Below are 22,751 nucleotides of genomic sequence, written 5' to 3'. Positions count from 1 at the left end.
CCATGGCCGTACCCATCATCATGCCGAGGCAGGGGCAATCGGTTGAAAGCTGCATTCTCGTCAAATGGCTGGTGAAGCCCGGTGACACGGTGGTCGAGGGCCAGCCGGTGGCGAGCATTGAGACGGACAAGGCCACGTTCGAGGTCCCCGCACCGGCGGGTGGGACTGTTGTGGAATTGTTTTTCCCGGAGGGCGCGGACATTCCCGTATTGACCCATATCGGCGCGATCGGGGCGCCCGGCGAAGATGTTTCGGCCTTGCGTCCGGCGGGGGCCGCGCCTGCGGCTGCTCCCGCGCCGGCGAGCCCGGCGCCCGGGGCCGCGGCTTCGCCCGCAACCGCAGCGCCCGCGCCCAAAGAACCGGCAGCGCCATCGGGTTCGGTTGGCGTGTCTCCGCGCGCGCGTAAGGCGTCTGCCCGGGCGGGGATTGATCCTTCTGCGCTCGCGGGAAGCGGACCCGGCGGACGGGTGATTGAACGCGATGTTCTTGCGGCGGCCGCGACAGTTCCGCCTTTGACCGCGGCAGCCCGTGCGGCAGGGGCTTCGACTCCCGATGCGCTGCCGCGGCGCGGGAGCGGGCTGGGCGGCCGGATCACGGCGGCGGACCGGTTGGCTCCGCCGGAGGCCGGCGCAGCCGCGGCCTTGGAGCCCGCCGCGATAGAGGCCGGAACGAAGCGCGAGATCCCGGTGAAGGGCATTCGCAAGATCATCGCCGACCGGATGCGCCAATCCCTCTCGACGACCGCGCAGCTCACGCTGCACGCCCGCGCGGACCTCTCCGTCGTGCAGGCGTTTCGAGCCAGGGCCAAGGCGCAGGGCGAGGCATTTGGCCTGCCGAAACTCACCATCAACGATTTGGTGTGCTATGCCGCGCTTCACGCGCTGAAGAAACACCCGTCCCTCAACGCGCATTTCCTCGGCGATCGAATCGTGGAGTTCGGCGCCGTAAACCTCGGTGTGGCTGTCGACACGCCGCGCGGCTTGATGGTCCCGGTGATCCACGGGGCCGATCGGCTCTCCATCGCCGCGTTATCGGCAGCAATCCGCGAGCGCGCGGAAGCCTGCCAGGCGGGCTCGATCAATCCGGATCTGCTGACAGGCGGGACCTTCACCGTGACCAACCTTGGCGCGCTGGGGATCGATTATTTCACGCCGGTGCTCAATGCGCCGGAGGTCGCCATCCTCGGGGTAGGTGGCATTTCGCTTCAGCCCGCGCGCCGGCCCGATGGGTCCGTGGCGTTTGTCGAAACCATCAGCTTCAGTTTGACGATCGACCATCAGGCGGTCGACGGCGCACCGGCGGCGCGCTTCCTCCAGGATCTCGTCGCGGCGATCGAGCACATCGACCTGCTGCTCGCCGCGCCTCCCGCATCGTCTTCTTCGTCAGGAAAGGCATGACCATGTACGACCTCATTGTTATCGGCGCTGGACCCGGCGGGTATGTGGCGGCGGAACGCGCGGGATCCCGAGGGCTGCGCGTCCTGCTGATTGAACAGGCGAAGCTCGGTGGCGTGTGCCTCAACGAGGGCTGTATCCCTTCCAAAACGCTGCTCAATTCGGCCAAGCTTTACCATTACGCCGTGCACGGCGAAGCCTATGGCGTGCGCGCTGCCAATGTCTCCTTCGACTGGGCCGCCGCGCAGGCGCGCAAGGAAGAGGTGATGAAAACCTTGCGAAACGGCATCGCGGGACTGATGAAAAAATACAAGGTCGATGTCCTTTTCGGTTCTGCGCGCCTGGTCGGCCCCCGGACCGTCGCCGTCAACGGACAGACCCATGAAGGCCGTGCGGTGATCCTGGCGACGGGGTCGTCGCCGGCAAGGCCGCCAATCCCCGGCATCGACCTGCCGGGCGTTGTCGATTCGACGGGCCTGCTCAATCTGGAGCGGCTTCCCCGAAGTCTGGTGGTCATCGGGGGCGGGGTGATCGGCTGTGAGTTCGCCTGCTGCTTCGGGTCCTTGGGCGTGCCCGTCACGGTCATCGAGATGATGCCCGAGATCTGCCCGCAGATCGATGCGGAGATTTCGCGGACACTCCGCGCCGAATTGTCGAAGAAAAACATCGAGTTTCACGTCTCGGCAAAGGTTCTGGAGATCACCGCCGATTCCGTTCGTTTCGAGAAAGGCGGCAAGGAACAGTCCGTCCCGCGGGACATCGTGCTCGTATCGACGGGGCGCGTCCCGAATGTAAAGGGCCTGGGCTTGGAAGAGGCGCGCATCGAATTTGACCGCCGCGGCATCCGCGTGGACGACCGCTGCGCCACCAATCAGCCGGGGGTTTACGCCATTGGCGATTGCACCGGCCGCGCGTGGCTGGCCCACACCGCCAGCCGAATGGGGGAGGTCGTCGTCAACAACCTGACCGGCCGGCCCGATCGGATGCGTTGGCATGCCATTCCGGGCGTCGTCTACACGAATCCGGAGGTCGCCGTCGTCGGCCTGAGCGAGGCCGATGCCGCCGCGCGTGGCATCCCCGTAAAGGTGGTGAAATGGCCCATGACCGCCAACGGCCGATTCCTCGCGGAGCATGCTGCGGAGCGCGGCTTAGCGAAGATGGTGGTTCACGCGGATACAGGGGTCCTGCTCGGCGCTCACCTAATTGGTGGCGCGTGTTCGGAAATGATCTTTGGATGCGCGGCGCTCATCGAACTGGAGGCGCGCGTGCCGGAAATTGAAGAACTGGTCTTCCCGCACCCCACGGCATCCGAGACGATGCGCGACGCAGTCTTTTCTCTGCACTGACCTGTCGAAAAGGAGTTCCCAGCCATGCCCAAAGACCTGATTGTCGACCCTGCCAAAGAGCGAAAACCGGCCGTTCTTCGTGCCCCGGAACTGCCGCTGTGCCAGTACAACCGGCCCCTTGCCGACGAACTCAGGCGGTTTGGCGCCGAGGCGCTCGTCGGCATTTACGAGGACATGCTGCTCATCCGCGAATTTGAGAGCATGCTGCATGCGATCAAGACCGAGGGCGCGTACAACGGCATCGCGTACGATCACAAGGGGCCCGCGCACCTGTCGATTGGACAGGAGGCCGCGGCGGTGGGCCAGGCGTTCCACCTGACCGTGGACGACCACATTTTCGGCTCGCATCGGTCGCACGGCGAAATCCTCGCCAAAGGTATGTCCGCGATCCGCAAGCTCGATGACGATACGCTGATGCGGATCATGCGCGAGTTTCTCAACGGCGAATGCCTCGCGGTGGTGGAGCCGGGGCATTCGGGCACGGTGCGCGAGTTGGCGGTGAAGTTTCTTGTGTACGGCGCGCTCGCGGAAATCTTCGGACGGAAGGCGGGCTTCAACCGCGGGCTGGGCGGGTCGATGCACGCCTTTTTCACCCCATTTGGCATTTACCCGAACAATGCGATCGTCGGCGGGTCGGCGGACATCGCCGCCGGCGCCGCGCTCTTCAAAAAGGTGATGCGCCGAAAGGGCATCGTGATCGCGAACATCGGCGATGCTTCGATGGGCTGCGGCCCTGTCTGGGAGGCACTCAACTTCGCCGCGATGGGACAGTTCAAGATGCTGTGGGATGAGGCGCACCGCGGCGGCCTCCCGATCATCTTCAACTTCATGAACAATTTCTACGGAATGGGTGGGCAGACCTCCGGCGAGACGATGGGCTACGACGTGCTCGCCCGCGTCGGGCTCGGGGTCAACCCCGAAGGCATGCATGCCGAGCGCGTGGACGGCTACAACCCGCTCGCTGTCGCTGACGCCATCGAGCGCAAGCGCCGGATCCTCGATGAGGGCGACGGCCCGGTCCTTCTGGACACGATCACCTACCGATTCTCCGGCCACTCTCCATCCGATGCCTCCTCTTACCGCACCAAGGAGGAGATGGAGCTCTGGCAACGGGTGGATCCGCTCCGCTGGTTCGCCGACGAGCTTGTGGCCCTCGGCGCGATCGACGCCGCCGCGTTGGAAACGAAGAAGCAGGCCACGCGGGACCTGATGACGTTCGCGCTGAAGCTCGCCTCCGACCTGTCCATTTCGCCCCGCCTCGAGGCCGAGCGAATCGGCGATGTCATGTTCTCCAACAAACGGCGCGAGGCCTACGCCGAGGGGCCCGCCGAGCTGCGCCAGCCTCTATCGGAAAACCCGCGCGTGCAGGCCATCGCCAAGAAAATCCGGTCCGGCATGGTCGATGGCAAACCGGTCCCGAAAACCAAGGTCTACCAGTATCGCGACGCCATTTTTGAGGCGATCATCCACCGGTTCACCGTCGACCCCACTCTCGTCGCGTACGGCGAAGAGAATCGCGACTGGGGCGGGGCGTTCGCCTGCTACCGCGGTCTCACCGAGGCGCTGCCATACCACCGACTCTTCAACGCCCCGATCTCCGAGGCAGCTATCGTCGGCACGGCCGTGGGCTACGCGCTCGAGGGCGGACGCGCGCTGGTCGAGCTGATGTATTGCGACTTCATGGGCCGCGCGGGCGATGAAATCTTCAACCAGCTTGCCAAGTGGCAGAGCATGTCCGCCGGCGTGCTCGAGATGCCGGTCGTGCTGCGGGTTTCGGTGGGTTCGAAATACGGCGCGCAGCATTCGCAGGACTGGACGGCGATGGTCGCACACATCCCGGGGTTGAAAGTCGCGTTCCCTGCCACACCCTACGACGCCAAAGGCCTTCTCAACACCGCCCTCGCCGGCAGCGACCCGGTCGTGTTTTTCGAAAGCCAGCGCCTGTATGACATCGGCGAGCTCTTCGAGAAGGAGGTCCCCGCGGACTACTACGAGATTCCCTTTGGACCGCCCGCTAAACGGCGCACAGGCCGGGACCTGACGCTGATCACCATTGGCGCGACGCTGTATCGCGCGATCGAAGCGGCCGATTATCTCGAGAAACACCACGGGTTGACCTCGGATATCTGGGATTGCCGGACTCTCAACCCGCTCGACTACGATCCGCTAATTGAGTCGGTCCGCAAAACGGGTCGCGTCCTCATCGCGGGCGACGCCAGCGAGCGAGGCAGCATGATGCAGACCATTGCCGCCAATCTCGCGCAGTTCTGTTTCGACGACCTCGACGCCCCGCCGGTGGTTGTCGGGTCGCGAAACTGGATCACCCCCTGCGCGGAAATGGAGGAAGTTTTCTTCCCGCAGGCGGAGTGGATCGTCGACGCGGTCCATGAGCGCATCCTTCCGCTCAAGGGCCACACCCCGACGACGAACCAGACGCTCGCCGAGCACGCGCGCCGCCAGCGCCTCGGCATCTGAGCGGCCGGGTTCACGACGGGCCCCGCGGCGCGCCGGGTGTCCTCCCGCGTCCGAAATTTCCATGGCATGGAATTTCCATGGCATGGAAGTCCCTCGGCACACTTTTTCCATACCATGGAAATCTTTTTTCCATGCCTTGGAAATGGGAGCGATGGCTTGACGCAGGCGGCGATTCACCCTCTCGGCGCCGGCGGATTGCCCTTTTCAACCGGTTGCGGCTCGGTATGCTGGCAAAAAAAAGGCGAGGCGACGAATGCGGAAGATTATCGTGATTTTGGCGTTGGCGCTGTGGGCGGTCGCGGCGCCCGGTCAGGAGCGGGAGAAGGTGTTGATCGACGAGGACGACCGCTGGAATTTGTTCACGCGGTTCGACGTGAAGCATTCCGACCTGGGTCCGGGCGCGACCTGGCTCGGCGGCGTGCAGGTGGGCGGTCTGCTAAATGACCGGATCGGCGTTGGCGTGGCCGGTTACGCAAACATCGAGGACTTCAGCGAAGCGCCGCCGGGCTACAATCTTCCGCAGACGTTCGATCTGGCTTACGCGGCCCTGCTGGCCGATTACTCGTTTCGGTTCGATCAGGTCTTTCACCTTTCGGTAGGCGCGGCGGTGGGGATCGGCCGTCTGGAGGCGGAAAAGACTGGCGGGCGCGCGGCCGATGAACTGCGGTTTAGTCTCATTGAGCCGCAAATCAACGCGGCGCTGCACCTGACGCCGACGATTGATGTTGGCGCAGGTGTCGGCTATCGGTGGTTCGATTTTCGGCAGGAGCGCGGCGGGTGGCGCAACGGCGACTTTGAAGGATTTGTTGCGACGCTCTTTTTACGGTTCACGCAGTTTTGAAACGGGTCCTTGTGAGTTGGCTGCCCGCGGCATTGTGGGCGGGATTGCTGTTTTGGTTCAGCAGCCGGCCTCCGGACCCTAGGGCGCCGAACTGGTTATTCCAGCATGACAAGCTGACGCACGCGGTCGCGTTTGGCATCCTCGGGGCGCTTGCCTATCTGGCGGTGCGTGTCGGCCATAGGGCAAGACCTGCACCGGCCGCGTTGTGGGGGTGGCTGTTTGCGGCCGCATACGGCGCGACGGATGAAATTCACCAATCGTTTGTGCCCTCGAGAAATCCGGACGTCGTGGACTGGCTTGCGGACGCGGCCGGCGCTGCGCTGACCGTAGTGGGGTTTTGGGCGTTCGAACGGTTGCGGGCGGCGCTGAGGGCCGCTCGGGGGCCGCGCTGAAGCTCACCAGGAACCGTTCAGGCGCCAGTCGAAGGGGGCGAATTCAAGATCGATTCGGTCGCGTCCCGCCAGTGCGCGGCGGATTTCCTCCGGGAACCAGGGCAGGAGCACGCGCACGAGCTCAGCGTCGGTATCGGCAAAATCACGGCGGTATCGGCCGAAAAATCCGCCGAGGATCAGACGATTTCGGGCCGCGTCCCAGCGGGCGAAACGCGGGTCGGCGAGGACGCGGCGGGCCTGATCATTGAGCTGCGCCTCGAGTTGCGCGCCGGTGTAGGGCTCGGCGCGAAGCGGCGGACTGCCCCGAGCTCCCCGGACGAGGGCAAAGTGGATTCGCGGGTCCGGGAACCGGGTGCGGATGTAGGCGCGTTCGATCTCTTGAAGGCTGACCCCCCGCCGATCCACGACCCACCCCTTGTGTTTCCAGCTGGCGTCGGCGCGGATGTCCGTGACTGATTGGACGCCGGGGTGTTCGAGGATCATTTTCACGGTGCAGGCGTTGAACAGGTTCAGCAGAAGTGCCAGTTGCTCGTGGCGGGATAGCGAGGCGAGGGGTACGTCGCCCGCTTCGACAAGATATTCGTCAAGCTGCGTTTCCCGACGCTTGAGCGCGGCGTAATCTACGAGGCCGTCCGACCGCACGCCTGCGGAGAGCAGGTCCCCCCATTTCTTATGGTCGAACTTCGCACCCGCGGTGTCCGGACCCAGCGAGGCGCGGCGAAGCGCGGCGACGCCCTCCTCTTCTGCTTCGATGTCTCGGTTGAGTTGGACGGTTTCCGTAGGGGTCTGGCAACCGGTGAGGGCGGCCAGCAGGCAGGTGAGGATTGCTCGTTGGATCATGGGAGGTTCTCCAAGATGGCCCGGGTTGGGAAATGGCGGCCCGGGCAGATGGTCGGTTTTGTATTGATCTGGCGGTGCGTCCGCACGGCGGAAGCGCTGTTACGGGTGCGCTGCATCAGGTAGCTGATGAGCGCGGACAGGCTGCGAACCTGTGCCGGCGTGGGGCGGCTTTTTTCGAAGTTGCCCACGAGGCAGATTCCGATGGCGATTTCATTAAGCGCGTCGCTGGCCAGGTGGCCTCCCTTGATCTGGGTGCGCCAGCGCCGACCAATGGCGATCTGGCCGTCCGGCATGCCCCGGCCGTTTCCAATCACAAAATGATAAGCAAGTCCGTTTTCCATCCGGCGGCGCACGCGGTGATAGTGGTCCATGGTTTGCGCATTCCCCGTGTCGGTGGCGCTGTGGTGGATGACGATGTACCGCCAGCGCCCCGGGCGCACGGGGATTTGGTCCAGCTCGCGTCGAAGATTCTCGGGTAGCGGATATTTCGGCGATGGGAGTCGGCGGGTGGCATCAAGAGGGATCTCAAGGATCTGCCCGGGCTTCAGCTTGTTGGGGTCGTCCAGCCGGTTGAGTCGCGCGAGCTGGTCAGCGGTGAGGCCGTGGTCGCGCGCAATGCCCTGGAGCGTGTCGCCCTCCTCGACGGTATATCGTTTTCGGATCGGCTCGTCGGGCCGCGGGATGATGAGGCGTTTGCCGATGGGCAGTTCGTCCGGCCGCTCGAGATCGTTGGCTGCGATCAGCGCCGAGGTCCGCACCCCGTACTGCCGGGCGATGCGTTCGAGCGTATCTCCTGCGCGCACCACATGCGAGGTTTGGGCCATGGCGGCGCCCGCGGCGGCGAGCCATGCGCCAACGAGCAGTCCGAAACGGGTGATGCGGCTCATCGCTCGGGACGGGAGGTCGCCTTCCGCGAACCAGCATATAGCTCGAATTCGAGCAGGCGCCCCTCGAGGTTGGCGTTGAAGAATGCGAGGCGGCGCCGGCTTCTCAGGCCGATCCGTTTGGCCAGCGCCAGGTTGGCAGTGAAGACGTAGCCAACGTAGCCGGTGCATCGCTGCTTCAGAAAGTCGCCAATCCGCGTATAGACGGGCGCGAGGGCCTCCGCGTCGCCCAAGCGTTCGCCGTACTCGGGGTTCAGGAAAATCACCCCGGGCGAGGGCGGGATTGTCGTATCGGCGAAATCGCACACTTCAAACCGGATGTCAACTGCGACTTCCGCGCGTTCCGCATTTGCCCGAGCCGCCTCAACGGCGCGCGGGCTGATGTCCGAAGCGATGATTTCGCAGGGAGGGGTGATCCGCGTGATTCCGGCGCGTGCGTCGCTTTTCAGCCGTTTCCACTCCCTTTCGCGGAAGCCCCTGACATGGAAAAATCCAAAGTTGTCGCGCAGCAGGCCAGGCGCCCGATTGGAGGCGATCAGGGCGGCCTCGATTGCGAGGGTTCCGCTGCCGCACATCGGATTGACAAAGGGCGTTGAGCCTCGCCACGGGCTGGCGAGGATGCAGGCGGCGGCGAGCGATTCCTGCATGGGCGCACGGCCCGGCTGGAGTCGGTATCCGCGCCGCGAAAGCGGCTCGCCGCTGGTGTCAATGCTGACCGTGGCAACCCCGCCGGCCCAATGGAGGTGCAGAACCGCGCGGTCGCGGCGGCCGCCCGAGTCCGGGCGCCGTCCGCAGATTTTTGCAATCCGGTCGACGATGGCGTCCTTTAATTTGAGCGCAGCGTAGCGAGGATCGCGCACTTCCGCTTCACGGACCGAGGCGGTGACCGAAATGTAGCCATCGGGATGAAGGAGACGCTCCCATGGCTCGGCGACCATGGCCGAGTATAGTTCCTGCGGATCCCGTGCTGAGGCCGACGCCACCGGCATCAGGACGCGCTGCGCTGCTCGAAGCCAGAGGTTGAGCCGCATGACATCTTCAAGGTTGCCCTCGGTGGTGCGGGCCGTTTCATCGGCGGGCTTGGACGAATACCCGAGATCTCTCAGCTCCGCGGCGACAATCTCAGACGCGCCGCGCGCAAAAGTGACTAGCAGCTCGCCCCGCTGGGTGAGGTCTCTCATGAATCGATTGCAGCATGCGCTAAGTCTCCGCACGTGTCCACGGACAAAAAGGACAGGCAGTTAGGCCGCGACGTCGAATCCGCCATTGCCGGGGTGGGTGAAGAAACTATACTCGCCCGATATGCCCCTTCGTCTTTTCAACACGCTGTCGCGTGCGTTGGAAACGTTCGAGCCGATCGAACCCGGTCGCGTCCGGATGTATACCTGCGGGCCTACCGTTTACAACCGGGCGCATATTGGCAACTTCCGCGCCTATATGTTTGAGGACCTGTTACGCCGCCACCTGAAATGGTCAGGCTTTCAGGTCGTCCAGGTGATGAATCTCACGGACGTCGACGACAAAACGATTCGCGCATCGATCGAAGAGAAGATTCCCCTCAAAGAGTTCACGAAGAGATATATCGACGCGTTTTTCCAGGACATCGCTGTCTTGGGAATCGAACGGGCGGAGCACTACCCCGCTGCCACAGACCACATCCCGGAAATGATCGAGATGATCCGGGTCCTGATGGAGAAGGGCATCGCCTATCGATCCGACGACGGGTCGGTCTATTTCAGCATCCAGAAATTTCCGAAGTATGGCGCGCTCGCGCGGCTGGATCGCGCCGGACTGCGGCCCGGCGCGCGGGTGGCGCAAGATGAATTCGACAAGGAGGATGCCGCCGATTTTGCGTTGTGGAAGGCGTGGTCGGAGAAGGACGGCGATGTCTGGTGGGATTCGCCGTGGGGGCGCGGGCGGCCGGGCTGGCACATCGAGTGCTCTGCCATGAGCATTCGGTATCTGGGCCCGAGTTTCGATATCCATTGTGGAGGGGTCGATAACATTTTTCCCCATCACGAGTGCGAAATCGCGCAGAGCGAGTCGGTCACGGGACAGCCGTTTGTCCGGTACTGGCTGCACTGCGCGCATTTGATCGTCGATGGCCGAAAGATGTCGAAGTCGCTCGGTAATTTTCTGACGCTGGATGACCTGCTGCGGGAGGGATTTTCCGGCCGCGAGATTCGCTATCAGCTTCTGGCGACCCATTACCGCCAGACGCTGAATTTCACCCGCGAGGGGTTGCATGCCGCTCGAGCCGCACTCCAGCGCGTGGATGAGTTCACTGCTCGTCTTCGCGATCGGGCGGGCCGGGCAGCCGCCGGGCCGCTGCCGGCGTGGGCCGTAGAGGGCCGCGAAGCCTTTCGGGCGGCCATGGATGACGACCTAAATATCTCTGGTGCGCTCGCCGCGCTGTTCGACCTCCTGCGCGCGGGAAACAAGGCTCTGGATGAAGGCTCTGTCTCGCCGGATGCGGCCGCGGCGACCCTGGAGATGCTGGCCGATCTGGACCGCGTTCTGGGGGTGCTCACGCCGTCGGAGGCGGCTCCCGATGCTGAGGTCCTCGAATTGGTCGAGCGCCGCCAAGCCGCGCGCGCCGCCAAAAATTGGGCGGAGTCCGATCGACTCCGAAATGAGATCATACGGCGCGGCTGGGTGGTCCAGGATACTCCGCAGGGACCGAAACTGCGGCGCGCGACATGAGGACCGGCCGATTCATTACGTTTGAAGGCCCCGAGGGCAGCGGCAAGTCCACGCAGGCCCGTCGTCTGGTGGCGCGGCTCCGAGAAATGGGCGCTGAGGTGGTTCATGTTCGGGAACCGGGCGGGACGCCCACCGGTGAGGCGATCCGTAGAATCCTGCAGCATGATGAGGCGGGCGAACCGTTGGCGCACGAAACCGAGCTTTTTCTCTTCGCGGCCAGCCGCGCGCAACTGGTTCGCAGGGTGATTTTACCGGCCCTTGAACGGGGCGCGGTGGTCGTTTGCGACCGATTTGCCGACTCAACCACAGCGTATCAGGGTTTTGGGCGCGGCCTTCCGATGGATGCCTTGCAGACGATCCGAGCCCTGGCCGTTGATGGCGCGGAGCCGGACCTGACGCTGCTTCTCGACATTCCCGTCGCCCTTGGCTTTGAAAGGGTCCGAAGTCGGCAACAGGATCTGTTTGAGGGGGTTGACCGCATCGAGCGGGAAGAGCTGGCGTTCCATGAGCGCGTACGCGAGGGCTATCTGCAGTTGGCCCGCGAAAACCCGCGTCGGTTCCGACGGATCGACGCCTCACGGGATCCTGAGCAGGTGGCGGTCGAAGTTTGGGAGGCCGTCCAGGATGTTCTGCGCTGAGGAGATTCCGGCCCTCGAGCCGATCCGCCGGATGCTGCTCCTGAATCGGAGTGCAATGTCGATCCTCATCGTGGGGTCTCCCGAGGGGCGCGGCCTGTCCTTGGCAGAGACGATAGCGAAGATTTCCCTCTGTCCTGCCGAGCAACCGGCATGCGAGACCTGCCCCACTTGTGCGGCCGTCGCCCGTCGAGAGCACCCGGACCTGCTCTGGCTCGAGCCCGCCAGGAAAACCAGGATCATTTCGGTCGATCAAATTAGAGAATTGATCCAGTTTACGGTGCGCGCGCCCTATTCGGGATCGAGGAAGGTCGGTGTCATTCTATCGGCGGACCGGATGAATCCGGAGGCGATGAACGCGTTGTTGAAGACGCTGGAGGAGCCACCAGGGGATACCGTTCTATTGCTCGTCACCGACCAGCCGCAGTCGCTTTTGCCGACGATCGTCTCCCGCTGTTTCCGAGTCAACCTTGGCGAGCCGGAGACCCCGCCGATCGCTTCGTGGCGGTCGGCGCTGGAGGAATGGCTGGCGGAAACCGGTCCGCGTGGTTCGATCACGGCGCTTGCGCGGGCGGGACGCCTTCAAAAACTGATCGAGTCGATCGAGCAAAATCTGGATGAAGAAACAGGGGAGGAAGGGGGTGACCATTCAAGTCAGACCGGCGAGCTAGATCGTGAACGGACGGAGGACGAGCGGGAATCCGTCAGCCGGGAGGTGCGGGAGGCGCGTCTCGCCGCGAAACTCGCGAAAGAGCGCGATGGAATCCTCAAAACCATTCAGTTGTGGCAGCGCGACATTCTGGCCGTAAAGCTTGGAGCGCCGGCCGAATCTCTGCATTTTCCGAATCGGGCGGACGTTCTGGGCCGGCAGGCGCAGGCCGTATCGGTGGCGGAACTCCAACAACGGATACGGGCCGTGGACGAGGCGCGGATGCGGCTAAACTCGAATTTGAGGCCACTCATTGTATTTGACGCTATGGTCCGAACCGGCATTTGAACGGGCTTAAGCGGTTCGATTGCCCGCGGCCCGTCCGAATTGAGCCGGCAAAATCCCATTTCTCCGGCGTGACAAATGGTCGGACCGGCTGATATGTTCCCATTCATGGCTGCCGAGGGGCGTTCGCGCCGCCCGGATGAGCAAAGGGAGGTAGTCCGATGGACATCAAGGATATCAAACGAATCCTCGAGTTGATGAAGGAGAATGATATTTCGGAATTTGAGCTGGCGGAGCAGGGATTCCGCCTGACGTTGAAACGCCGGCTCGGCGGCGAACCGCACGTGGTTTTGGCGGCGCCGGTGACGCCGCAAGGGGCGCCTGCGATTCAGCCAGCGGCCCTGCCTCAGGCCGCTCCGGCCCCAGCGGCTTCCGCCCCGGCCCCCACTCCTGCGGCTGCCCCGGCTGAGGCGCCCAGCAATCTTGTCGAAATTAAGTCGCCTATGGTCGGAACCTTCTATCGGGCGCCCTCGCCGGAAGCGGAGCCCTTTGTCTCTGTTGGCAAAGAGATCGAGGAAGATAGCGTCGTCTGCATCATTGAGGCCATGAAGGTGATGAATGAGATCAAGGCGGAAGTGAAGGGGGTCGTGCGAAAGATTCTGGTCGAGAACGCTACCCCTGTGGAATTCGGGCAACCTCTGTTTCTGGTCGAACCCCGCTGACGAGTTGCCATGTTTGAACGCATTTTGATTGCCAATCGGGGCGAAATTGCTGTCCGCATCATTCGCGCCTGCAAGGAGCTGGGGATCAAATCCGTGGCCGTTTATTCCACGGCGGACGCGCGTTCGCTCCATGTCCAGATGGCCGATGAGGCGATTTGCATTGGCCCGCCGCCGGCCAAAGACAGCTACCTCAAGATCGCAAACATCATCAGCGCGGCGGAGGTGGCAGACGTCGACGCCATTCACCCCGGGTACGGATTTCTGGCGGAAAATGCCCACTTCGCCGAAATTTGCCGGAATTGCAACATCCACTTCATCGGCCCCTCGCCCCAGAGCATACGGCTGATGGGCAACAAATCGGTCGCGCGCGAGACGATGCGCAAGGCCGGCGTGCCGGTCGCGCCCGGCAGCGAGGGGGTTGTGAGGACGAAGGAAGAGGCGGTGCGCGTTGCGCAGCAGATCGGATATCCCGTACTGATCAAGGCCGTCGCCGGCGGTGGGGGCAAGGGGATGCGCGTTGCGCGGAATGACGTCAGCGTCGTCCAGGGGTTCATGATGGCGAGTTCCGAGGCGGAACGGGCCTTTTCGAACCCCGAGGTGTACATTGAAAAATTCGTGGACCAAGCGCGCCACATTGAAATCCAGGTGATTGCGGACCAGCACGGCAACGCCTGCCATCTGTGCGAACGCGATTGTTCCATCCAGAGGCGCCACCAGAAGCTGGTTGAGGAGGCGCTCTCCCCCGTGATCGATCACGAGCTTCGCGAGCGACTGGGCCGAGCGGCGCTCCGCGCCGTGGAGGCGGTGGAGTACCAGAATGCGGGCACCATCGAGTTCCTGTTCGACGTTCAGACGCGCGAGTTCTATTTCATGGAGATGAACACGCGCATCCAGGTTGAGCACCCCGTCACCGAGCAGATTACCGGCATCGACCTCATCAAGGAACAGATTCGGATCGCTGCGGGGGAAAAATTGTCGTTTCAGCAGTCCGACATCAAGCCGCGCGGGCATGCCATTGAATTTCGGGTGAACGCGGAAAATCCCTATCGCGATTTCGCGCCCTCGCCGGGGCGGGTCCAGTTTGTGCACATGCCGGGCGGGATTGGCGTGCGGGTGGACTCTCACGTCTACTCGGGGTATGAAATTCCTCCGCACTACGACAGCATGATTGGCAAAATCATCGTCACGGCGGAGGACCGGCCGAAGGCGCTTGCGCGGCTGAACCGCGCGTTGTCCGAATTCGTGATCGAAGGGGTCTCGACCACCGTGCCCGTTGGGCTCGCGCTCCTGGCGGACGCGCGGTTTCAGCGCGGCGAATACACGACGACCTTCCTGGAGAATTTCATGAAGGAAAGCTTTCTGATGAACAACCCGTAAGTGGAGGACAGGACGATGGCAAACGTCGCGCACCCCAAAACGGCCGATTCCCATGTATCAGCCGACCATCCCGATCTTCTCGGAGAACATGTCGAGAATGCGAATGAGCTGGGAACCGTCCAGATTCACAACAGCGTCATTGCCACCATCGCGCGCGTCGCGGCACTGAAAATCGACGGGGTTGTGGATTTGTCCGGCGGGCTGGTGGACGGCTTGGCGGGGATGATCGGGAAAAAAAGCGCCGATCGAGGCGTACGGGTTGAATTCGAGGATTCGTCCGTGGTCATCGACGTCCACGTCATCCTGGCGTTCGGCGTTCGCATTCCGCACGTGGCCTGGCAACTGCAGAATGAAATCCGCAAGGCGGTCGAACAGATGACGGGCAAGCCGGTGCGTGCGGTAAATATCATCGTGCAGGGCATCCGCGTTCCGCCGCCGGCCCAGACGCGCGAGGAGGAATCGCAGGCGTGAAGGTAATTCATATTCTGATCGGGCTGATTCTTTTCGCGGTCCTGTTTGCCGCATCGATCTTTGTCCTGGCGCGCGTTTTCGAAGGCGCGGAGGCGTGGTTGGCCTTCGTGGAATCGCTGAAGCAGGCGCGGATCTCGGCAGCTGCCGCGGGCCTGGGCCTTGCGCTCTTGCTCGTGCTCTACGTCGTCACCGCCATTCCGCTGCCCCGAAAGGCCCAGTACATCGCCTACGACATCGAGGGAAGCTCCGTCAGCATCAGCCTGCGAGCAGTCGAGGATTTCCTCGGGCGCCTCGCTCAGGAATTTGCTTCTATCGACGACCTCAAATCCACCCTCTCGGTCCGGAATGGTACCGTGGACGTGCAGATGGACGTCAAGGTAAAGGCTGGCGCCCAGATTCCGGAATTGTGCCGGATGCTACAGGAGCGCGCGCGGACGGTGCTTCGCGAAAAGGTGGGCCTGTCCGACATCGGAGAGGTTCGCGTGCGCGTGCAGGAAATCACCGACAAGCCCGCTCCGGAGCCGGTCCTTACGGACCGCGCGGACACGTTCGCAACCTGAGGAGCGGCGCATGAATTGGGATGCTGTGGCGGCCGACCACCTTGCCGTGCTGGACGAGGTCATCAATCGCCTCCGTCCGGACGTGGAACGGACCGCTGAATTGCTCGCGGGTCGCTTGAAGGTCGGTGGAAAAGTCCTGATCTGCGGAAATGGCGGAAGCGCGGCCGACGCGCAGCACATCGCGGGGGAACTGGTAAACCGGTTTCTGCGCGAAAGAGCCCCCTATGCCGCCGTCGCGCTCACCACCGACACCTCGATCCTCACCGCGATTGGCAACGATTACAGCTTCGAGCTGATCTTTGAAAAACAGGTGCGCGCCCTCGGCCGTGCCGGAGATGTGTTGTTGGCGATTTCCACCAGTGGCCGCGCCGCCAACGTGATCCGCGCGGCTCGCGCGGCCCGGGAGATTGGCCTGACGGTCGTGACGATGACCGGCGGCACGGGGGGCGATCTCATAACCCTCGCGGACATTCCGCTCAACATCTCCTGCACGAAATCGACGCCGCGCATCCAGGAGGGCCACCTGCTGCTCTACCACGCTCTATGCGAGCGGCTAGAAGAGCTGATGGAGGCCGGGCCTTGACCACCCGCGCACGCAACTCAGACCCCATCGATGTCGTAGTCGTGGGCTCGGTCGGCATCGACACGGTCGAGACGCCGGTCGACCGTCGCGAGCACGTCCTGGGCGGGTCGGCAAGTTATGCCTGCGCGGCGGCCTCCTTTTTCGCGCGCGTTGGCATGGTGGGGGTGGTCGGCACGGATTTTCCAACCGCATACCTGCAACTCTTTAGAAAATTCGGCATCGACACCGAGGGTCTTCAAATCGTGCCGGGTGAAACATTCCGATGGAGCGGCGTCTATGAGGCCAACATGGACATCCGCCGCACGATCAGCACCGAATTGAATGTATTCGCCAATTTTTCGCCAGAGCTGCCGCAGCGTTACCGACGGGCCCCTTTTTTATTTCTGGCGAACATCTCGCCCTCGTTGCAGCTCCATGTGCTTCAACAGGTGCAAAAACCCCGCTTCGTCATGCTGGATACAATGGACCTGTGGATTAACACGGCACGCGAGGAACTGATCCGGGCCATTGGCCGGGTTGACATGCTGACGCTCAATGAGTCGGAGGCCCGCCATCTGACTGGGCGGCACGCGCTCGTCAAGGCGGCGCGCCATCTGCTGGAGATGGGCCCGTCTTACGTGTGCATCAAAAAGGGCGAACACGGCAGCATTCTGTTCACGCGCAAATCGATCGTTCTGATGCCGGCATTCCTGCTGGAGGACGTCAAGGATCCAACCGGCGCAGGCGACACCTTCGCCGGCGGTTTTTTGGGCGCGCTCGCGAGGAACCGCGTAGTCAATGAGCGCGCGATACGCCGCGCCATGATGTATGGTAGCGTCGTCGCATCCTTTGGCGTTGAGGAATTCAGCCTCGACCGCCTCGCCCGGATCAAACGCGCGGATGTTGAGAAGCGGGCCAGACTGTTTCGTAGGATGATTGGGGCCTGACAGCCGGGTCCTCAGGGTCGTAAATATCTCAGGTTATTCCATTAGTAAGGCTGGATGCGACCCGGCCTACACGCGAAGAGGCATCATCGCCTTGTCCAAATCGACATCCAAAATAAATCACCGGGACTCGAGAGCGTTCCAACGCGAATCCACCATCCCCGCATCACAAGTAAGTCCAGTTATTGACCGCGGGTCGCCGAAGGGGTGCATCTACGCGATTATGGCGGGTACGGTCCGCACCGCGGCACCGCGCTGTCGAGAATGACGTACTGCCTGCAACCGACAAGGAATCATATCAGTTTCGCACAGGACCTATTCCGTGCCCCATCGATCTCCGCGCGAGCCGGATGCCTGCGAATCGCTTGTGGAAAGATGAGCGGACGAAAGATTGACTTTTGGATTCCCCTCTTCCCTCTGCCCGGCATTCAGAACGAACTCGGCCAGGTCAAAAGCTGCCAGGGCCCCGATCAACTAGTTGCCGATCGAATGCGTCGTGAAAAACTTGTTCACCATTGACTGGGTGCTCGAAAAGGTCATGAAAGCGGCTCCACGCGTCCTCGTCGCTCGCCTGCCGGAGATGCTCCGTGAATTAGACCGACGGCTTCGGCTGAAGAGTGGGGAAGGGTCTGGGCTCGCTCCCTCGCGCTTGCGGCAGCCGCCGACCGCCCTGGCGAACGACATCGCCCCGAAGAGGATTCCCCAAATCATTTCGCCGATGAACCCTACCAAAACTCTGGACGAACGGAACGTGATGTGCTGTTAGTCTTTATAAAGGAGTTTCAGGCATGAAGAGCAAAGCCCCCGTCACCAGCCGTTGTTCCTCGTGCGATATTCGTTGTTACTCCTCCCGCATCGTGGACGGCCCTGAGCGCGCGCCAAGTCGGGCCATGTTGCACGCCGTTGGTTTCACCGATCGCGATTTCGCGAAGCCGCAAGTCGGCATCGCGTCGACGTGGAGTATGGTTACGCCTTGCAACATGCATATCGACAAGCTCGCTCGCTATGCGGCAGCCGGCGTGAATGCCTCCGGCGGCAAGGCGGTGATTTTCGGCACGATTACGATCTCCGATGGAATTTCAATGGGATCCGAAGGGATGAAATACTCCCTCGTTTCGAGGGAAATCATCGCCGATTCCATCGAGGCCGTGGTCGGTTGCGAGGGATTTGACGGGTTTGTTGCGATCGGCGGTTGCGACAAGAATATGCCGGGCTGCGCCATTGCCATGGCGCGATTGAACCGGCCGTCTGTCTTCGTCTATGGCGGCACGATCCTTCCCGGCAAATACAAGGGCAAAAAGGTCGATATCGTGTCGGTTTTTGAGGCGGTCGGTGCGCATGCGCGAGGCGACATCAGTGACAAGGAATTGAAGGAAATCGAGGCCTGCGCGATTCCCGGGCCCGGCTCCTGTGGCGGAATGTACACGGCGAATACCATGGCATCGGCGCTCGAGGCGATGGGCTTGAGCCTGCCGAACAGCTCGGCGCAGGTCGCCATCTCCGCGGCCAAACGCGAGGATTGCCGCGCGGCCGGTCGGGCCGTCTTGAATCTGCTCAAGCGCGGCATCAAACCTCGAGACATCCTATGCAAAGAGGCATTCGAAAATGCGATCGCGATGGTTATGGCGCTGGGCGGCTCCACCAACGCCGTGCTTCATTTGCTGGCGATCGCGCACGCGGCCGAAATTCCCTTGTCCCTCGACGATTTTACTCGCATCGGGAACCGAACGCCTGTGCTTGCAGACCTCAAGCCTAGCGGCCGCTTTGTGATGGCCGACCTCGTAAAAATCGGCGGAACCGTCCCCCTCATGAAAATGCTGATTGAGGAGGGTCTGATGCACGGGGATTGCCTAACCGTCACAGGCAAGACGCTTTGGGAAAACGTCCGCCGCGCAAAGCCGTACCCTGCCAAGCAGGAGATCATCCGCCCGCTCTCTAACCCTATCAAGCCCGACGGGCATCTGGTGATTTTGCGCGGTAATCTGGCGCCGGAGGGCGCCGTGGCCAAAATTTCGGGCAAGGAAGGGCAGACCTTCAGCGGAAAAGCGATCGTGTTCGAATCCGAAGAGACCGCGCTACAGGCGATCTTGAACGGCACGGTCAAGGAGGGGCATGTCATCGTGATTCGGTACGAGGGTCCCCGCGGCGGACCCGGGATGCGGGAGATGCTCTCACCGACCTCAGCCGTAATGGGCAAGGGGCTCGGCAAATCCGTCGCGCTGATTACTGACGGTCGTTTCTCCGGCGGCAGCCACGGCTTCGTGGTCGGCCATATCACTCCCGAGGCCTTCGTGGGAGGCCCACTGGCCATCGTTCGAGATGGCGATCCGATTACGATCGATGCCGTAAAGCGCGTGATCAACCTCGACGTCCCGGAATCCGAAATCCGTCAGCGCCTTGCGGCATGGACGCCGCCGAAACCCCGATATACGAGGGGCGTTCTCGCCAAATATGCCGCGCAGGTCGCCTCCGCGTCGCTTGGTGCGGTGACGGACCTCCACTTGTAAGGCAGTTTCGCGGCACGTTTTCCGAGCGGCTCCGCTGGCTGGCTCTGCGGTATGCTCGTGTTCAAGACAAGGCGGCCTGGTCTTGGGGGCGTCGGTGGAGCCGTGTACTCGCCGCCAGCCTCGATGCGGTGGTGAGGGTTTAGACAACGGCTACCGGTGGTTTCAACGAGGCGTTGAAGATGGCGGTGGATGAGTAGAGCGCGCCGAAATTTAGACGTGCAGGTCCGCCGGGAAGCTGGTTGACTCGGCGCGGATGGCACGTGGCGATTCGTTGCTCGCTGTTTGCATCCCGACCTACAAGCGCCCCGACCTGCTCGAGCGTTCAATACGATCGGTGATTCGCGCGGGGCGCGACTTCGAAACGCCCATCGTAGTAACCGACGATTCAACGGACGAGACCAACGTGCCGGTGATCCGCCGCATGCAGTCGGAATATCCGCACATCCACCATCATCGCAATGACCGGAATCTCGGGATCGATGGGAACATCGTCGAATCAATGAACCAATGCCCGGCGCGTTACGGGTGGTGGCTCGGGGAGGACGATTTGCTGACGCCGACTGCGATCCGCCAGGTGCGGCAAATCCTCGAGGGAGCCGATCCGCCGGAGTTTCTGTTCGTCAATTACAGCGCGGTCAACGAGGACTACACGAGGATTTTGAAGCGTCGGGCGATCCCTCTCATACGCGATGCAACGATGGAGGCGTCCGCCTTTCTCGCTCGATATGGTTGGGCCGCCGGATTTATTGGCGCGTGCGTAATCAACCGCTTGGCGTGGGGTCGGATCGACGTCACGCCCTACATCGGAACCTGGTTCGCGCATGTGGGGGGAATTTTTTCGGCCGTCGTCGGGCGCGCGGTCGGGATTGTGGCCGAGCCGCTAGTGTGGAACCGGACGGGCAGCGCCGGCGTCTTCACGTGGACGGGGTCCATGCTTGATGTCCTTGACGGATGGCGTCGCCTGATGTCGATGCTTGAGCCGTTGTATGGCGCCGAAGTCTGTGCCCAAAGTGCGCGCGCATTTGAACGGGCACACGGTTTGAACAGCATCCTGTTCCTTGCCTACGCGCGGGCGGGCGGAGCCCTGACGCCGGAGCTGGTTCGCGAAGCGATCCTTCCCGGCAACTATTCTCCCTTGTACAAGCTGGCCGCTCGGTGCCTCGCTCGAACTCCCGTGTCTTGGTGCCGAATGGCCCAGCGGACATGGCATGCGCTCATCAGCGAACGCGCCGATTTGCCATGATGCCAGAATTTCCCCTGATTCCTCTCCTGCTGCGGGCCGGCGCCGTGCTGGCCGCGCAACTGATGCTTTATGCTGCGCTGCCGTTCTGGGCCCTTCGCTTTCGGGTCCCCACATCCCACGCTCTGACGGTCTCGATCGCCGTCGGCGTCGCGCTCCAAGGCGCCTTGGGCCTGGTGTTGGGTTGGGTCGCCGTCCATCCTCAGCGATGGGGCATCTGGGCGTACCTCGCAGGACTCGCCGTTGTTCGCGTTTTTTCGCGCCGCATCGCCGATCATGAAACTGAAGGCCCGAAGCCGGATGGGCTCCTTCCGGCCCTCTCCGCGATGGCCGTGGCAGTGCGCTGGATCCATCCTCTGGAAACGTGGGCGCTCGGCCAATCCGACGCCTACACTCACTTGCTATTTATTCGCGAGATTCTGCAGGGCGGGCGGCTGTCCAACCCGATCTATCCGCCCGGGTACTCCTGGGTGATGGCCTTGCCCGCCCTGGCATTCGGGATCGACCCCTACTGGATTGCCAGATTTGGAGGCGCCTTTTACGGCTTGGGACTCATACTGGCCACCCACGCACTGGCCGAAACATGGTTCGGGCGCTGTGCGGGCCGAATTACCGTTGGCATAGTCGCTGGCTGTCCGCTCCTCTGGCCCTTGTTGAAAACAGGCGTGGGCGCTTTTGCCAATCAAGCGGGTCTGTTTGCCATTCCGGTGGTATGGCTGGCCTTGGCCCGTTTGCATGACCGCCGTGGGGATCGCAGCGCCGCCGCGACACTCGTCTTCATCGGCCTGCTGCTCGGGTGCGCCGTGCCCATGATGTTGCTGCAAGTGGCCTGCCTCACCGCCCTTGTCGGCCTGATGGGCGTCTTCCGGAGCCGCCGTTTTCTTGCAACGGCATGCCTTGCGGGATTCTGTCTGATCCCAGGCGTCGTCCTGACAGGCGGACATCTTGCCGCAGCAGGCGGCGCCGCACGGAGTCAGACGCCGGCCTATCTTTCAGGCGACGACGTTGGCGCCGTGGTCAATCAGGAGGAGGCGCCGCATGAGTTGGATTGGTCGTCCGACCAGCTCGTCCGCCTGGCCGCCGATTTTTTTCGAATCAAGCGAATGGGATTTGGAGATTGGCTCCCGGATCTGCTCGCAGCGGGCGCCGGCGGAATCTTCACCCTCATCCTGGCCCGAGGTCTCCTAGCCCGCTCGTTCATCGAGACGGTTCTGGGCGCTTGGGGCGGATTGACCCTGATTCAGACGTGGACGGGCTTCATGCAATTCACCGCCTATCAGCGCGAGGGATGGAGTCTACTCCTGGCCTGTGCGATGGTCGCCGGTTATTTGGTCCGACAAATGGAGGGTTTAAAGCCAGTCCTCATTGGACACCCGAGATGGTGTTCCGCAGCCGCCCTCCTGCTGGCCGCATCGGGCCTCGTCCTTCCTCCCACGCACACCGTGTTTGGGTCGGCCGCCGAACATGAGATCGTCGCATTTGCGCGCGCAGTTGGGGGCGATCCGATTGCGCGAAGCGGATGGCGCGACCTCGCAACCTTATGGGCCGAAATCGATCGATCGCCAAACATTATGATGGTCTGCCGCCGCATCAGCGGTTTCGGCAACGATATTGGCGACCCGCTGTTTGCGTTCTCCTCTCCAAGAATTCGTGTTGTACGCCAGATTGACGGCCCGCCGGGGGACGGCCTGCTGCTCGCTCTCCTCGACGAGACGACGGCGCCTCCCGACTTGGGCGGGTCGATCATGCGGCGTCTGCAGCCGGAGCTCGTTGAATCCTTCGAACAAAACCGGGCGAGGGCTGCCGAGGAGAACAACAGGTTGGAGCGGTCTCTGCGCAGATGGGGCGCGCCGCTGGAGGACCTTGCGCTTTCGCCTCGGCTTCGAGTCCTCGTTTGGCGTCCGGAGAATGGCGAGGGCTGAGA

Annotated in this window: 21 protein-coding genes; 18 read left to right on the top strand and 3 right to left on the bottom strand. The window is 62.7% G+C overall.

The features are described from left to right. The first annotated feature begins 2 nt into the window (after window positions 1-2). The 5 genes from NZ740_03265 (at window position 3) to NZ740_03245 (ending at window position 6,448) form a co-directional block, all read left to right on the top strand. The gene (locus tag NZ740_03265) at window positions 3-1,397 is read left to right on the top strand and encodes a 2-oxo acid dehydrogenase subunit E2 (GenBank protein ID MCS6771029.1); all 1,395 of its coding nucleotides are present in this window, start codon (window positions 3-5) and stop codon (window positions 1,395-1,397) included. A 2-nt stretch (window positions 1,398-1,399) separates the two neighbouring features. After that, on the top strand, window positions 1,400-2,740 hold the full coding sequence (gene lpdA / locus NZ740_03260) for a dihydrolipoyl dehydrogenase (GenBank protein ID MCS6771028.1): 1,341 nt from the start codon (window positions 1,400-1,402) through the stop codon (window positions 2,738-2,740). A gap of 24 nt (window positions 2,741-2,764) precedes the next feature. Continuing rightward, window positions 2,765-5,215: a thiamine pyrophosphate-dependent enzyme gene (locus NZ740_03255; protein ID MCS6771027.1), complete on the top strand. Its 2,451-nt coding sequence runs from the start codon at window positions 2,765-2,767 to the stop codon at window positions 5,213-5,215. A gap of 253 nt (window positions 5,216-5,468) precedes the next feature. Next, on the top strand, window positions 5,469-6,056 hold the full coding sequence (locus NZ740_03250; GenBank protein MCS6771026.1) for a hypothetical protein: 588 nt from the start codon (window positions 5,469-5,471) through the stop codon (window positions 6,054-6,056). A gap of 11 nt (window positions 6,057-6,067) precedes the next feature. Next, the gene (locus NZ740_03245) at window positions 6,068-6,448 is read left to right on the top strand and encodes a VanZ family protein (protein ID MCS6771025.1); all 381 of its coding nucleotides are present in this window, start codon (window positions 6,068-6,070) and stop codon (window positions 6,446-6,448) included. 3 nt (window positions 6,449-6,451) lie between these two features. Here NZ740_03245 and NZ740_03240 read toward each other — a convergent pair whose 3' ends face one another. Genes NZ740_03240 through NZ740_03230 form a run of 3 tightly spaced genes read right to left on the bottom strand, consistent with a single transcriptional unit; the run spans window position 6,452 to window position 9,353 of the window. Continuing rightward, window positions 6,452-7,288, bottom strand: coding sequence for a DUF547 domain-containing protein (locus NZ740_03240; protein MCS6771024.1), 837 nt, complete (start codon window positions 7,286-7,288; stop codon window positions 6,452-6,454). Continuing rightward, entirely contained in the window at window positions 7,285-8,175 is an 891-nt protein-coding gene (locus NZ740_03235; GenBank protein MCS6771023.1) for a LysM peptidoglycan-binding domain-containing protein, read from the bottom strand. The genes NZ740_03240 and NZ740_03235 overlap by 4 nt, the downstream gene beginning before the upstream one ends. Further along, entirely contained in the window at window positions 8,172-9,353 is a 1,182-nt protein-coding gene (locus NZ740_03230) for a class I SAM-dependent RNA methyltransferase (GenBank protein ID MCS6771022.1), read from the bottom strand. Before NZ740_03230 ends, NZ740_03235 begins: the two co-directional genes overlap by 4 nt. Before the next feature lie 121 nt (window positions 9,354-9,474). On the opposite strand from NZ740_03230, the gene cysS reads away from it, so the two are divergent. The 13 genes from cysS (at window position 9,475) to NZ740_03165 (ending at window position 22,749) form a co-directional block, all read left to right on the top strand. Further along, the gene (gene cysS / locus NZ740_03225) at window positions 9,475-10,875 is read left to right on the top strand and encodes a cysteine--tRNA ligase (protein ID MCS6771021.1); all 1,401 of its coding nucleotides are present in this window, start codon (window positions 9,475-9,477) and stop codon (window positions 10,873-10,875) included. Further along, window positions 10,872-11,513 (top strand): dTMP kinase, encoded by a 642-nt coding sequence (gene tmk / locus NZ740_03220; protein MCS6771020.1) that lies wholly within the window; start codon window positions 10,872-10,874, stop codon window positions 11,511-11,513. The genes cysS and tmk overlap by 4 nt, the downstream gene beginning before the upstream one ends. Then, entirely contained in the window at window positions 11,500-12,507 is a 1,008-nt protein-coding gene (locus NZ740_03215; protein ID MCS6771019.1) for a hypothetical protein, read from the top strand. The genes tmk and NZ740_03215 overlap by 14 nt, the downstream gene beginning before the upstream one ends. A gap of 158 nt (window positions 12,508-12,665) precedes the next feature. Then, window positions 12,666-13,166, top strand: coding sequence for an acetyl-CoA carboxylase biotin carboxyl carrier protein (gene accB / locus NZ740_03210; protein ID MCS6771018.1), 501 nt, complete (start codon window positions 12,666-12,668; stop codon window positions 13,164-13,166). Between the two features lie 9 nt (window positions 13,167-13,175). Then, window positions 13,176-14,543 (top strand): acetyl-CoA carboxylase biotin carboxylase subunit, encoded by a 1,368-nt coding sequence (gene accC / locus NZ740_03205; protein MCS6771017.1) that lies wholly within the window; start codon window positions 13,176-13,178, stop codon window positions 14,541-14,543. 15 nt (window positions 14,544-14,558) lie between these two features. Beyond that, window positions 14,559-15,014, top strand: a complete 456-nt coding sequence (locus tag NZ740_03200; GenBank protein MCS6771016.1) for an Asp23/Gls24 family envelope stress response protein — start codon at window positions 14,559-14,561, stop codon at window positions 15,012-15,014. Next, on the top strand, window positions 15,011-15,574 hold the full coding sequence (locus NZ740_03195) for an alkaline shock response membrane anchor protein AmaP (protein ID MCS6771015.1): 564 nt from the start codon (window positions 15,011-15,013) through the stop codon (window positions 15,572-15,574). The genes NZ740_03200 and NZ740_03195 overlap by 4 nt, the downstream gene beginning before the upstream one ends. Before the next feature lie 10 nt (window positions 15,575-15,584). Further along, complete coding sequence (locus NZ740_03190; protein MCS6771014.1) at window positions 15,585-16,157, top strand: SIS domain-containing protein; 573 nt, start codon at window positions 15,585-15,587, stop codon at window positions 16,155-16,157. Then, complete coding sequence (locus NZ740_03185; protein MCS6771013.1) at window positions 16,154-17,083, top strand: PfkB family carbohydrate kinase; 930 nt, start codon at window positions 16,154-16,156, stop codon at window positions 17,081-17,083. The genes NZ740_03190 and NZ740_03185 overlap by 4 nt, the downstream gene beginning before the upstream one ends. 493 nt (window positions 17,084-17,576) lie before the next feature. Next, the gene (locus NZ740_03180) at window positions 17,577-17,846 is read left to right on the top strand and encodes a hypothetical protein (protein MCS6771012.1); all 270 of its coding nucleotides are present in this window, start codon (window positions 17,577-17,579) and stop codon (window positions 17,844-17,846) included. Window positions 17,847-17,868: 22 nt separating this feature from the next. Then, entirely contained in the window at window positions 17,869-19,587 is a 1,719-nt protein-coding gene (gene ilvD, locus NZ740_03175) for a dihydroxy-acid dehydratase (protein MCS6771011.1), read from the top strand. A gap of 253 nt (window positions 19,588-19,840) precedes the next feature. Further along, window positions 19,841-20,830, top strand: coding sequence for a glycosyltransferase (locus NZ740_03170; protein MCS6771010.1), 990 nt, complete (start codon window positions 19,841-19,843; stop codon window positions 20,828-20,830). Then, entirely contained in the window at window positions 20,827-22,749 is a 1,923-nt protein-coding gene (locus NZ740_03165; protein ID MCS6771009.1) for a hypothetical protein, read from the top strand. Before NZ740_03170 ends, NZ740_03165 begins: the two co-directional genes overlap by 4 nt. Window positions 22,750-22,751 lie beyond the last annotated feature (2 nt).

The organism is Kiritimatiellia bacterium (assembly GCA_025054615.1).
Classification (GTDB): domain Bacteria; phylum Verrucomicrobiota; class Kiritimatiellia; order CAIVKH01; family CAIVKH01; genus JANWZO01.
The sequence above is the reverse complement of the archived record's forward strand: the minus strand, read 5'-3'. Positions and strand labels throughout refer to the sequence as shown.

What these genes read in the sequence shown, in the direction of transcription:
- NZ740_03240 (MCS6771024.1), bottom strand. Translation starts at nt 7,288, where the DNA reads ATGATCCAACGAGCAATCCTCACCTGCCTGCTGGCCGCCCTCACCGGT.
- accB (MCS6771018.1), top strand. Translation starts at nt 12,666, where the DNA reads ATGGACATCAAGGATATCAAACGAATCCTCGAGTTGATGAAGGAGAAT.
- cysS (MCS6771021.1), top strand. Translation starts at nt 9,475, where the DNA reads ATGCCCCTTCGTCTTTTCAACACGCTGTCGCGTGCGTTGGAAACGTTC.
- NZ740_03255 (MCS6771027.1), top strand. Translation starts at nt 2,765, where the DNA reads ATGCCCAAAGACCTGATTGTCGACCCTGCCAAAGAGCGAAAACCGGCC.
- NZ740_03235 (MCS6771023.1), bottom strand. Translation starts at nt 8,175, where the DNA reads ATGAGCCGCATCACCCGTTTCGGACTGCTCGTTGGCGCATGGCTCGCC.
- NZ740_03190 (MCS6771014.1), top strand. Translation starts at nt 15,585, where the DNA reads ATGAATTGGGATGCTGTGGCGGCCGACCACCTTGCCGTGCTGGACGAG.
- NZ740_03265 (MCS6771029.1), top strand. Translation starts at nt 3, where the DNA reads ATGGCCGTACCCATCATCATGCCGAGGCAGGGGCAATCGGTTGAAAGC.
- NZ740_03230 (MCS6771022.1), bottom strand. Translation starts at nt 9,353, where the DNA reads ATGAGAGACCTCACCCAGCGGGGCGAGCTGCTAGTCACTTTTGCGCGC.
- NZ740_03250 (MCS6771026.1), top strand. Translation starts at nt 5,469, where the DNA reads ATGCGGAAGATTATCGTGATTTTGGCGTTGGCGCTGTGGGCGGTCGCG.
- NZ740_03165 (MCS6771009.1), top strand. Translation starts at nt 20,827, where the DNA reads ATGATGCCAGAATTTCCCCTGATTCCTCTCCTGCTGCGGGCCGGCGCC.
- tmk (MCS6771020.1), top strand. Translation starts at nt 10,872, where the DNA reads ATGAGGACCGGCCGATTCATTACGTTTGAAGGCCCCGAGGGCAGCGGC.
- NZ740_03170 (MCS6771010.1), top strand. Translation starts at nt 19,841, where the DNA reads ATGGCACGTGGCGATTCGTTGCTCGCTGTTTGCATCCCGACCTACAAG.
- accC (MCS6771017.1), top strand. Translation starts at nt 13,176, where the DNA reads ATGTTTGAACGCATTTTGATTGCCAATCGGGGCGAAATTGCTGTCCGC.
- NZ740_03215 (MCS6771019.1), top strand. Translation starts at nt 11,500, where the DNA reads ATGTTCTGCGCTGAGGAGATTCCGGCCCTCGAGCCGATCCGCCGGATG.
- NZ740_03200 (MCS6771016.1), top strand. Translation starts at nt 14,559, where the DNA reads ATGGCAAACGTCGCGCACCCCAAAACGGCCGATTCCCATGTATCAGCC.
- ilvD (MCS6771011.1), top strand. Translation starts at nt 17,869, where the DNA reads ATGAAGAGCAAAGCCCCCGTCACCAGCCGTTGTTCCTCGTGCGATATT.
- lpdA (MCS6771028.1), top strand. Translation starts at nt 1,400, where the DNA reads ATGTACGACCTCATTGTTATCGGCGCTGGACCCGGCGGGTATGTGGCG.